This window comes from Streptomyces pathocidini, from assembly GCF_001418495.1.
Lineage (GTDB): Bacteria > Actinomycetota > Actinomycetes > Streptomycetales > Streptomycetaceae > Streptomyces > Streptomyces pathocidini.
This window is the reverse complement of sequence record NZ_LIQY01000320.1, coordinates 1-1,113: the sequence shown is the minus strand read 5'-3', so window position 1 is coordinate 1,113 and position 1,113 is coordinate 1. Positions and strand designations below refer to the sequence as shown.

Here is a 1,113-nt window from a genome sequence, read left to right as displayed (position 1 = left end):
GACCGGGCGGACGCCGCCCCAACGCTGCGCTTCGGCACGGGCGCGGGCATCACCTGGGGCTCGGACCCCGAGCGGGAGTGGGATGAGACCGAACTGAAGGCATCCCGGCTGCTCGCGGTAGCGTCGGGTACGTACGAGGAGACCGGGAGGACTCTGCGATGAGGATCTGGCTCGACGGAGCGCTGCGGGACATCGACGCCGCACGCGTCTCCGTGCTCGACCACGGACTGACGGTCGGCGACGGTGTCTTCGAGACGATCAAGGTCAGCGGGGGCGTCTCCTTCGCCATGACCCGGCACCTGGAGCGGCTGGCCCGCTCGGCCCGCGGCCTCGACCTGCCCGAACCCGACCTCGACGAGGTGCGCCGGGCCTGCCACGAGGTCGTGGCGGCCAACCCCGTCTCGTACGGCCGGCTGCGCATCACCTACACCGGCGGGCTCTCCCCGCTCGGCTCCGACCGCGGAACCGCCCCGGCAACGCTGGTCGTCGCGCTCGGCGAGACCGCCCGCCGCGCCGACACCACGGCCGTCGTGACCGTCCCCTGGACCCGCAACGAGCGCGGCGCGATCGCGGGCCTCAAGACCACCTCGTACGCCGAGAACGTCGTCGCCCTCGCCCGCGCCCACGAGCACGGCGCCACCGAGGCCATGCTCGCCAACACCGTCGGGCAGCTGTGCGAGGGCACCGGCTCCAACGTCTTCGTCGTCCTCGACGGCGAACTCCACACCCCGCCGCTGGCCTCCGGCTGCCTCGCGGGCATCACCCGCGCTCTCGTCGCCGACTGGGCGGGCGCCACGGAAACCGACCTGCCGCTGGACGTCCTGGAACGCGCCGACGAGGTGTTTCTGACTTCCAGCCTCCGCGACGTCCAGGCCGTCCACCGCGTGGACGACCGGGAGTTGAGCGGCGCGCCGGGACCCGTCACGGCCAAGGCGATGCGGATCTTCGAGGAGCGCTCGGCGGCCGACCCGGACCCGCGCTGAGCCCGGCCGGGCCGTGCGCCCCGCGGACGAAAAGGGGTGACGAGGAAGTGCCCAGCCGGTACAACTCCCCTTGATGACCACCACCCTGCGGCCCACCGGGCCGGAACAGCACGGCCCCGACGGGCAGCGC

2 protein-coding genes are annotated in these 1,113 nt (G+C 73.4%); both read left to right on the top strand.

Going from position 1 to position 1,113, the window contains the following annotated elements:
* Positions 1–162 (top strand): chorismate-binding protein (locus AOK16_RS26550; protein WP_205627701.1); only part of this gene is annotated, 162 nt, incomplete at its 5' end.
* Complete coding sequence (locus tag AOK16_RS16140) at positions 159–983, top strand: aminotransferase class IV (protein WP_055472939.1); 825 nt, start codon at positions 159–161, stop codon at positions 981–983. The genes AOK16_RS26550 and AOK16_RS16140, both read left to right, overlap by 4 nt.
* The last annotated feature ends 130 nt before the right edge of the window (positions 984–1,113 follow it).

Coding starts and splice junctions, on each gene's coding strand:
- AOK16_RS16140 (WP_055472939.1), top strand. CDS start 159: ATGAGGATCTGGCTCGACGGAGCGCTGCGGGACATCGACGCCGCACGC.